Origin of the sequence: Halomonas campaniensis (assembly GCF_002211105.1) — a bacterium.
Classification (GTDB): Bacteria; Pseudomonadota; Gammaproteobacteria; order Pseudomonadales; family Halomonadaceae; genus Vreelandella; species Vreelandella campaniensis_A.
The window spans coordinates 90,979-100,569 of the sequence record NZ_JPUA01000025.1; the positions used below are offsets into that span (position 1 = coordinate 90,979).

Below are 9,591 nucleotides of genomic sequence, written 5' to 3' on the forward strand. Positions count from 1 at the left end.
AAGGCGGGTCTGCTGGGGTGGATCAACGTGTTGCCGCTCGGGAGTGAGCAGGTTTCGGCCTCGTTAGCCCAGTTTGGTCGCTTCATGTTAATCGCAGGGCTGGCGGCAGCCTTTGGTGCCGCCCTGTATGGCGTTTTTCAACGTCACCCTAAAGCGGTATTGGCCTACTCCAGTATTAGCCAGATGGGCATGATGACTGCGTTGGTGGCCATGGGCTTAGTGGCGCCAGAGGTATGGCCATTGCTGTGGCCGGGCCTGGTGCTGTTTGCTGCCCATCACGCGTTGGCCAAAGGCGCGCTGTTTATGGGCACCAGTATCAGTGAGCACTTACCCCGCTGGCCACTGACGGCGGTTTGGGGCTTGTTGGCTCTACCGGGTATCTCATTGGCGGGCGCCATTGGGGCGGGCCTGGTCAGCAAATGGGGCGTGAAGAGCCCGCTCTATGAAATGCACCATGAGTCCTTGATCAAGCTGCTCAGTTGGGCGGCTGTTGGTACAGCGGCACTGGTAAGCGTTGCCCTATGGCGCCAGTGGCAGCAGCGCCATCAAGGGGGTAGTCAACCAGGGCAGTGGGGCGCCTGGTTAGTTGCCATAGTGGCAGCGCTGTTGACGCCATTTTGGCTTCCCCTACCTGCTGGCAGTATAGAGATGCCGCCGCTTAAAGAGTGGTTGGGAATTATGTGGCCATTTCCGGTGGGGGTTCTGTTCGCTGTGGCGGGCTGGCTACTAACACGTCCGCTTAAGGGTAAATCACTCCCCGCTGGCGATCTATGGTGGCTCTACGCGGGTATCGTCGGCGCTGCATTGGTGCCGATACGACTGTGTGGAAACTACTGCGCCCAGCTTAAAGCGGCGAGTGTGGCAAACGCACAAAAAGCTGAAGAGACGTTGATGGGTCATTTAACTCGCCTGTTGTCGTCAGAGTCCTGGTTGCGTCACCATGCCGGTGGTTTGATGATGGTGCTTGCCGTGCTGCTTGCGGCGCTAATGATGTGGGAAGGACAGCAATGAGACGACTGTGTGGGATGAACTCGTCAGGAGCCTGCTATGGGTAAACTCCCCCGTGGCCGCCGCGCGCAGGTACCTGGCGATATTCCTCAGCGGGGGTGGCACGACATCATCTGGCGGGTAGTGCGCGCTGCGCGTCGTAACCGCCTGACCATGCTGGCGGCTGGGGTGGCTTTTTACGCCTTGCTGGCGCTGTTTCCTACTATCGCGGCGGTCATTTCCCTCTGGGGGCTACTGTTTGACCCTTATGAAGCTGGCCAGCAGCTGTATGAAATCAGTCGTTTTATGCCACCGGATGCAGCCGAGTTAATCGATAAGCAGGCCCAGCAGGTAGTTGAAAGTGCGGAGTCAGGTAGCTTTCTGGGGGCTCTAGCCGGGTTGCTGATTGCGATGTTTATTGCTTCCAAAGGAGTGGCGGTGTTGGTCATTGGCCTTAACGTGGTGTATGGCGAAACCGAAAAGCGTAGCCTGCTACACCGCAGTACGGTACTGATCGCGCTGACCTTTGGCTTGATTATTATGACGCTGATCTCGCTGGGTTTTATCGCCATCGTGCCGGTAGTTGTCAACTCCCTGGCGATTGATCCTCCGTTGGATCAAATCCTGCAGTGGCTACGCTGGCCTGCACTGTTAGTGGTGATGAGCATGCTAATTGCGCTGCTCTACCGCTACGCGCCTTATCGGCGCTCAGCTCAGTGGAGCTGGTTAAGCTACGGGACGCTGCTGGCGACGGTGATGTGGTTGTTGGGCTCCGGCGGACTTTCGCTCTATGTACGCTACTTCTCTATGTTTAGTGAGCTTTACGGTTCGTTGGGGGCGGTGGTGGCGCTCATGATCTGGTTCTGGCTTTCCGCGTTTGTGGTGCTGTTTGGTGCAGAAGTCAACTGTGAGATGGAGCGCCAAACCTTCACTGACACCACCATTGGCGAGGCGCGCCCGCTAGGTGAACGCGAGGCGTTTGCCGCGGACACCATTGGTGCCCCCCGGCCGTGGAAGGATATTGAAGACAGTAACGAGAATTGAGTGCCGAGAATCACCTCCCACTAGCGGTGGGAGGTGATTGGTTTAAAACAACAGGTTTAAGACAGCAGGCTTAAAGCAGCTCTTCCGCCGCCAGGGCCAAGCGAGAGCGTTCAACGCTTTTTAGGGTGATATGCCCGGCGTGGGGCCAGTCACGGAAGCGCTCAACGACTGCGGCCATACCGCAGGTGTTGGCAGTGAGGTAGGGCGTATCAATCTGCCCGACGTTACCCAAACAGACAATTTTGGTATTGCGCCCCGCCCGTGTGACTAGCGACTTAAGCTGTTTGGGGGTGAAGTTTTGCGCCTCATCAATGATTAAAAAGGTGTCGTTTAGGGTGCGCCCGCGCATAAAGCTCGGCGAGCGGATCTGTACCCGTGAACCAATCAACTGCCGCGTGGCACCATTATCCCAGCTGGTTTCTCCCTCCTCATTGCGCAGCAGGTTATCCATATTGTCGTGGAAGGCACCCATCCACGGTGACATTTTCTCCTCCTCGGTGCCGGGTAGAAAGCCAATGTCTTCCCCCATGGGGATCGGCGCGCGGGTAAACACAATGCGTTCAAACAGCTTGGCATCCAGGGTTTGCTGAAAGGCGGCAGCCAGGGTCATAAAGGTCTTACCGGTACCGGCATTACCCGCAATGGTGACCAGATCAATATCGGGATCCATGAGTAGGTTTAAGGTGAAGTTTTGCCGACTGTCGTGGGCGTGAACGCCCCAAACACCCGCGTGGTGGCGATAGTTCGTCAGCAACTGAAGGCGCGCCGAAGAGGGCCCCAGTTCACGAACGATTGCTTCGAACTCTGCCCCGTTTTCGCTATCCGAGACCAGCATGCCCACGTGCCAGTTTCGGGGCATGGTACCGGTGAGTTGATAGAAAGTGTGGTGATCCAGGCGCTCAACAGTTACGTCGACATTCAACGCTTCCCATAGGGAGGCGCCATTTTGCCCTGCTGATGCGTAGACCTGGGCGCCCTCAATCATCGCGTCGCTGTCGGAGAAGGCGCGGTCGTTGAGGTAATCTTCAACGGGCACTTTCAGCGCGGCGGCTTTAACGCGGAGGTTGATGTCTTTGGTGATTAGAATGACCGAGGCGTCGGGGCGTTCTTCGCGAAGGCGGCAGGTCTCCGCCAGTATGCGGTTATCGGGGCTATCGTCGAGGGCGTCAAAGAGCTTTAAATCGTTGTAGCATAAAAAGTGCAGGCGTCCTGTGTCGCCGCTGAGTCGGGGAATCGGAATACCGCGTTGGATCTCATCAAAAGTGACTTGGCTGGTAAGGTCAGAGAGCGTACGGCTGATTTGGCGAGCCGTGCGGGCAATTTCACGTACACCATTTTTGTGCTTATCAAGTTCCTCCAGGACGGTCATGGGGATAACAACGTCGTGCTCATCGAAGTGGTAGAGCGCGGTGGGGTCATGAATGAGGACATTGGTGTCCAACACATACAGCCGAGTGGCTTTCTTATCGAGTCGTACCATCGTTGGAATCACTCCTTGGTTGACGGCAACATCGACACTGGCAGGTGCGTATTACGCCCAGATGACACTTACCAGTGTTCCTCACGTGGCGTGTCCTGGCGGCTCCTTATTTAGCTCTTTGTAATAGCGTGGAAGGCTTTGGTGTTTTTTTCCATAAAAAGATTTCAACGATATGTCAGTGGGTTCGCATTGGCTTAATTGAGCGTAGCCAAAAAATGCGTCACTTTATTTAACAGTGCAGTGGCGACCACGCCGCAGTTATCACTCTCCACGTAGCGGTAATAGTGGCTCTCTAGCGCTAGATCGTGATTCAGCGTGCAGAGCGTGCCAGCCTCCAGGGCGCCTTTCACCAGCGGATAAGGCAGCAGCGCCCAGCCGGTTGCATTGATGACGGCGTCGCGGATCACTTCAAACATGGTTAAACCCAGATAATTACCGGAAAATAGCGCTTCGCTGATCAGCTTGTCATCCTGCACGTGGGTTAAACACACTTGGGTGTACTGGGCTAAGTCATCACGGTTAACGCTCGGGAGGCGGCTTAGCGGATGATGGGGCGCGGCCACTAAACGCATGCTGACGGGGGCAAGGTTGGCTGCGTTGGCATCAATGCCTTCGGCGGTATACAGCCCAAAGGCAATATCCACCGTTTGGCGCTGCACAAACTGGGTATGTTCCTGGGGCGGCACCAGGTACACCGAAATCGCGGTTAGCGGGAACTGCTGTTTTAAATCATGCATCACCTGGCGCCAAAACACCTCGGGCAGGGCGTCATCCCGGGCGATGCCGAGTTGGCTTTCCACGCCCTGCAAGTGCTGGTGGCAGTGTTTTTTGATTCGGCTAGCGCTGGTCAGCAGGCGGTAGCAGTCAGGGAGCACGCTATCGCCCACGGCGGTAAGCGTTAGGCTATTGCCTGAACGCTCAAATAGCGCCACGCCCAGGCTATCCTCAAGCGCATTGACGGCGGCACTTAGCGTGCTCCGTTTAAGGCCGGTATGTCGTGCAGCGGCGGCAAAGGAGCCGTGCTCGGTGACATCAATAAAGGCCTGTACCTGTTCTGCACGCATAGTCGCCTCGTTTAGCGCTTCGAGCGCCAGTTAACTTGGCGCTGAGCGATTCGTGATTGTCATAACTCTTCACTATTATGGCGCACAATCCGACTAATGTGATGGAGTTATCCGCGTGACCCCCTTTGTTGCCGAGCGCCGTGCGCTAAGATTTTCAGCCATTTCTGCAAGCCTGTTTGCGTTTACCGGGCTTGCGCTAGGGCTGACCAGCGGTTCCATAACGATTCTTTTTGACAGCGGCTACTCGCTGCTGAGCCTAGTGTTGGCGTCGCTATCTCTGTTTGCTCTTCAGCAGGCGCGTAAACCTGCGGATGATCACTACCCCTTTGGGCGGCTGACGGTAGAGCCGCTTGCAGTGCTGCTCAAAGGCGTAGTGATCGCGATGGTATGTATCGTGTCATTGGTCTCCGCGCTATGGAGCCTGCTCGATGGTGGGCGGTTGGTCACGCTGGATTTGGCGCTGATGTTTGGCGTGGTCAACGTCACGGGTTGTTTATTAACCTGGTGGTGGCTGGCGCGCTACGCCCGGGTGGCGCGCTCTTCGCTGTTGGCCGCCGAGCTACGTCAGTGGCAGATGGATACCTGGCTGAGTGCCGCCGTTATGCTGGGCTTTGGGCTGACCTGGCTGTTAACCCAGTCGCCCTGGGCCAGCTACGCGCGCTTTGCCGACCCGGTGATGGTGCTGGTTATTGCAGGTTACTTCTTACCCATGCCGATTCGCATGGTGAAGGGGGCGCTGCGGGAGCTGATGTTCGGCGGCTCATGCAGCAGCGTACGACGCGATGTGGTTGAAGATGTCGCTGACTTTGATGTCACCGCCGACGATGTGCGTCTGGCTCAGGTAGGCAGCTTTTTGATGGTCGATATCCAGCTCGACAAGCAGCAGTTCGACGACGCTCAAGAGATAGTGGATAGCGTAGAGAAGCGCTGTAAACGGCTAAACCTGCGCCCTATTACCAGTCTTACCTTAGTCACTGGCTGAGGCGGGCGAAAAAAGATTGACGTTTTGTAAGAGGCAATGCTATTTAGCGCTACCGACAATAGGTGTCGGCCTAAATAATGATACATTGAGGGTCGTAAAAACATGCCACTGCGCCGCTGTTTACCCGTACTGCTACTGACCGCACTGGTCTCTGGCTGTGCAAGTTCTACCATTGCGCCAAGCTATACCACCGACAATCCTGATGTTATGCGGATTGGCGGCGAGCGCCCGGCTAACCGCGATGCGAGCGTTGAAAGCGCCGGATCGTTCTGCCTGGAAACCGCCGAACGCTGGAATGAGCATGGTCGTACGCCGGATGGCCAAACGCTATGGGCAAAAGACACCCTGCGTAAAGTGGTGCCTTGCAAGCAGTAACGGTTAGCTAGTCCAACAGCGCCAGCTTCGTTAAGCTGGCGCTGCTGCATTATAGGGCTGCTTATAACAGGCAGAGTCAATAGGATGATCAATCCTGTTTCTTTTCCGGCTTGCCTTTGCGCTTTGTGCTCGCGAAGTCTTCTAGCTCCTCCTCGCTCATGGAGTCATACATCTCTTTAGACGAACCATAAAGTTCACTGGGCTTGGTTTCTCCGCGCTTTGCGGATAGTGCCGCGCCCGCCGCTTTCTGTTGCGCTTTGGAGGTTGCTGGCATTGTTGAACTCCTTTCGTTTAGCTTCCGTTTACCTACTGCACTATTGAGCATTGCACTTTTAAGCATAGTCACTGGTGCTCAGCTTTCCATTTATAGCGTGCTAATATTCATGCCTCACCACCCGTTGACTTCCCTTTGCCTGCCACGTTATTAACCTATTGGGCGAAGTGGGCCACTCTGTAACGTCATCGTATCAACGCTGTTAATGAAGAGAACGACATGACACCGGCTATCAATAGCGCGAAACACGCAGGTATTGCCTTTCAAATCCATGAGTACGATCACGATGCAACCGCACACTCCTATGGATTGGAGGCGGCTGAAAAACTAGGCGTTGCGGTGGAGCAGGTATTTAAAACTCTAGTAGTGAAGCTGGATGGCAAACAGCTGGCGGTAGGCATTGTGCCGGTTAATGGCCAGCTGGGGTTAAAGCAGATCGCCAAAGCCGCCGGTGCAAAGAAAGCCACCATGGCGGAGCCGTCGGAAGTAGAGCGCACCACCGGCTATGTGCTAGGAGGGGTTAGCCCTTTAGGGCAGAAAAAGCGCTTGGCCACCTTTATTGATCACTCTGCCGAACATTTTGCCAGTATCTATGTGAGTGCCGGGCGACGCGGGCTTGAAATTGAGCTGGCGCCTGGGGACTTAGCCAAGCTAAGTCAGGCCATCTTTGTGCCCCTTGCAAGCTGATGTCGATGTGATGGCGGCGCAGCCCGGGGCACTTTCTGGTATGGTGCTTCACATTATAGGTTTGCGGGGCAATACGGCCCCTTCAGGAATTTTCTGTGTCCGACACTTCTTTTGCATCTCTGGCGCTTCCAGCAGCGCTACTGACGAATCTAGACACCCTTGGCTACCATGAAATGTCGCCGGTGCAGGCGAAGAGTCTGCCGCCCATGCTGGCCGGGCGTGATGTGCTGGCCCAGGCGAAAACCGGCTCAGGCAAAACCGCGGCATTTGGTTTAGCGCTGCTAGCTAAGCTGAAAGTGGAGAGCTTCGCGGTACAGGGCTTGGTGCTTTGCCCCACCCGGGAACTCGCTGACCAAGTGGCTGAAGAGCTGCGCCGTTTAGCTCGCGGTATGGCCAACGTAAAAATACTCACCCTCTGCGGCGGAGCGCCCTTTGGTCCCCAGCTCGGTTCTTTAGAGCACGGCGCGCACATTGTTGTGGGCACACCGGGGCGTATAGACGAGCATTTGCGCAAAGGTTCGCTCTCTCTGGAGTCCCTCACGACGCTGGTGCTGGATGAAGCGGATCGGATGCTGGATATGGGCTTCCAGGCGACCATTGATGACATTATTGCTGAGACCCCAGCCGACCGCCAAACGCTGCTGTTCAGCGCGACCTTCCCGGATGAGCAGTCATCGGGCGGTCTAACCGAGATGACCCGTGGCGTCATGCGTGAACCGGTGATGGTGAAAATCGCCGAGGTGCACGACGCCACCACGATTCAACAGCACTTCTACAGTGTCGCCAATGAAGAGGCGCGATTTGACGCCCTGCGCCAGCTGCTGTTGGTCTATCGGCCCGCGACCAGCGTGGTATTCTGTAACACTAAACGCGAAACCCAGGCAGTGGCTGAACAGCTAACCGATGCAGGGTTTAGTGCCGTGGCGTTAAACGGTGATTTAGAGCAGAAAGACCGCGATCGCATACTTATTCTGTTCTCTAACCAGAGTGCCTCTATTCTGGTGGCCACCGACGTTGCCGCCCGTGGCCTGGATATTGCCCAGCTGGACGCCGTGTTTAACTACCAAATTGCCCGCGAGCTTGATGTTCACGTGCACCGGGTAGGCCGCACTGGGCGTGCCGGGGCCAGTGGCATTGCCTGCACGTTGGTAACCCCTAAAGAGAGCTACCGCCTGGAGCGGCTGGAAGGCTTGCTGGAGCAGGCGATTAAAACCGAGCCCCTGCCGAAACCCCAGCACTCGGTACCGTTCGAGCCGCTAATGGCGACGCTGCAGTTAGCCGGTGGTAAAAAAGATAAGCTGCGCCCCGGCGATATTCTGGGAGCGCTAACCAGTGAAGGTGGGCTGCGCGGCGATCAAGTGGGTAAAATCAAAGTACTCGCCCGCAGTGCCTATGTGGCCGTTGAGCGAGACGTGATTCAAAAAGCTCAGGCCAAACTCGAGCGTGATAAATTAAAAGGGCGTGCTTTCCGTGTTCGCCGTATCCGTTATTGAACGCGTACCAAAGAGGAGCCGACGCAGCTAACCATGAAAATCCCTAAGCGATTACAACCCCTGGTCGATGATGGAATGATCGACGAGGTGTTGGTGCAGTTAATGAGTGGCAAGGAAGCGCAGGTCTACGTAGTGCGCTGCGGTGAGGAAGTGCGTTGCGCCAAGGTGTTTAAAGAGGCCAAACAGCGCAGCTTTAAACAGGCCGTTCAGTATCAAGAGGGGCGTAAAGAGCGCAATAGCCGTCGTTCAAGAGCGATGGCCAAAAAAACCCGTTACGGCCAGAAAGAGCAGGAGCAGGCGTGGCTGAATGCCGAAGTCGACGCGCTCTACCGTCTTGCCTCGGCGGGTGTGCGGGTACCTGAGCCTCATGGCTTTGTGGACGGCGTACTGTTGATGGAGATGATCAGCGACGCCGAAGGCAACGTCGCGCCGCGCTTGGACGAGGTCACGCTAACGCCAGAGCAGGCCCAGACCTACTACGCTAAGGTCATTCAAGACGTGGTGAAAATGCTCTGCGCGGGACTGATTCACGGCGATTTGTCGGAATTTAACGTGCTGGTCGATGCCTCTGGTCCGGTGATTATCGATCTGCCCCAGGCCGTTGACGCTGCCGGTAATAACAGCGCGGCCGCCATGCTGTATCGCGATGTGGATAACATGCGCAATTACTTCGGCCAGTTTGCGCCAGAGCTTCTAAACACCGAGTATGGCAGAGAGATGTGGGCGCTGTACGAAACCGGTGAACTGCATCCGGATAGCAAACTCACCGGCCACTTCGATGCCGACACCCATATTGCTAACGTCGATGAGCTGATGGAAGTCATCGACGATGCCAAAGAGGAAGAAGCGGAACGCCAGGCGCGTATGCGCGACGATGATGACGACGGCGAGATTCCGCAGCCTTACTGAACAGCCTCAATAAAGCTGGCTCCTCTCGTTTGATAGCAAAGTGAGGAGCCTGGTTTGAGCTTGTGCCTGCTTTTAAGATTTAACCCAGTAGTTCATTCGCTTGCTTGACCACATTGTCGACGGTAAAGCCGAAGTGCTTGAACAGATCCCCCGCTGGCGCAGATTCGCCGTAGGTGGTCATGCCGATCACGCGGCCTTCCAGGCCCACATACTTGTACCAGTAGTCGGCATGGGCGGCTTCGATGGCGATACGCTTGGTGACCGCTTTGGGCAGTACGCTTTCGCGGTACTCGGCG

The 9,591-nt window shown here is 56.0% G+C and carries 11 protein-coding genes; 7 read left to right on the plus strand and 4 right to left on the minus strand.

Annotation, left to right across the window (positions count from 1 at the left end):
- A partial coding sequence (locus tag JI62_RS08730; protein ID WP_276206558.1) for a proton-conducting transporter membrane subunit occupies positions 1–1,011 on the plus strand: 1,011 nt, incomplete at its 5' end.
- 36 nt (positions 1,012–1,047) lie between these two features.
- Entirely contained in the window at positions 1,048–2,031 is a 984-nt protein-coding gene (locus tag JI62_RS08735) for a YihY/virulence factor BrkB family protein (RefSeq protein WP_088699790.1), read from the plus strand.
- A gap of 70 nt (positions 2,032–2,101) precedes the next feature.
- Here JI62_RS08735 and JI62_RS08740 read toward each other — a convergent pair whose 3' ends face one another.
- Together JI62_RS08740 and JI62_RS08745 are read right to left on the minus strand one after the other, a co-directional pair.
- Positions 2,102–3,511 carry a PhoH family protein gene (locus tag JI62_RS08740; protein ID WP_088699791.1) on the minus strand — a complete coding sequence of 470 codons (1,410 nt, stop codon included), beginning with the start codon at positions 3,509–3,511 and terminating at the stop codon, positions 2,102–2,104.
- A gap of 194 nt (positions 3,512–3,705) precedes the next feature.
- Positions 3,706–4,575 carry a LysR family transcriptional regulator gene (locus JI62_RS08745; protein ID WP_088699792.1) on the minus strand — a complete coding sequence of 290 codons (870 nt, stop codon included), beginning with the start codon at positions 4,573–4,575 and terminating at the stop codon, positions 3,706–3,708.
- A gap of 115 nt (positions 4,576–4,690) precedes the next feature.
- Here JI62_RS08745 and JI62_RS08750 point away from each other — a divergent pair, with 115 nt between their 5' ends.
- Both JI62_RS08750 and JI62_RS08755 read left to right on the plus strand, forming a co-directional pair.
- A complete protein-coding gene (locus JI62_RS08750; RefSeq protein WP_088699793.1) occupies positions 4,691–5,557 on the plus strand; it encodes a cation diffusion facilitator family transporter in 867 nt (288 codons plus the stop codon).
- 102 nt (positions 5,558–5,659) lie between these two features.
- On the plus strand, positions 5,660–5,932 hold the full coding sequence (locus JI62_RS08755; RefSeq protein WP_088699794.1) for a hypothetical protein: 273 nt from the start codon (positions 5,660–5,662) through the stop codon (positions 5,930–5,932).
- Between the two features lie 88 nt (positions 5,933–6,020).
- Here JI62_RS08755 and JI62_RS08760 read toward each other — a convergent pair whose 3' ends face one another.
- Positions 6,021–6,206: a DUF3008 family protein gene (locus JI62_RS08760; RefSeq protein ID WP_035584858.1), complete on the minus strand. Its 186-nt coding sequence runs from the start codon at positions 6,204–6,206 to the stop codon at positions 6,021–6,023.
- Positions 6,207–6,425: 219 nt separating this feature from the next.
- On the opposite strand from JI62_RS08760, the gene ybaK reads away from it, so the two are divergent.
- The 3 genes from ybaK (at position 6,426) to JI62_RS08775 (ending at position 9,295) form a co-directional block, all read left to right on the plus strand.
- On the plus strand, positions 6,426–6,893 hold the full coding sequence (ybaK, locus tag JI62_RS08765; RefSeq protein ID WP_088699795.1) for a Cys-tRNA(Pro) deacylase: 468 nt from the start codon (positions 6,426–6,428) through the stop codon (positions 6,891–6,893).
- Positions 6,894–6,988: 95 nt separating this feature from the next.
- Positions 6,989–8,386 carry an ATP-dependent RNA helicase DbpA gene (dbpA, locus tag JI62_RS08770; RefSeq protein WP_088699796.1) on the plus strand — a complete coding sequence of 466 codons (1,398 nt, stop codon included), beginning with the start codon at positions 6,989–6,991 and terminating at the stop codon, positions 8,384–8,386.
- A 33-nt stretch (positions 8,387–8,419) separates the two neighbouring features.
- Complete coding sequence (locus JI62_RS08775) at positions 8,420–9,295, plus strand: PA4780 family RIO1-like protein kinase (protein ID WP_088699797.1); 876 nt, start codon at positions 8,420–8,422, stop codon at positions 9,293–9,295.
- Between the two features lie 79 nt (positions 9,296–9,374).
- Here the strand turns inward: JI62_RS08775 and JI62_RS08780 are convergent.
- The coding region (locus JI62_RS08780; RefSeq protein ID WP_430750718.1) for a transketolase-like TK C-terminal-containing protein at positions 9,375–9,591 on the minus strand (217 nt) is incomplete at its 5' end.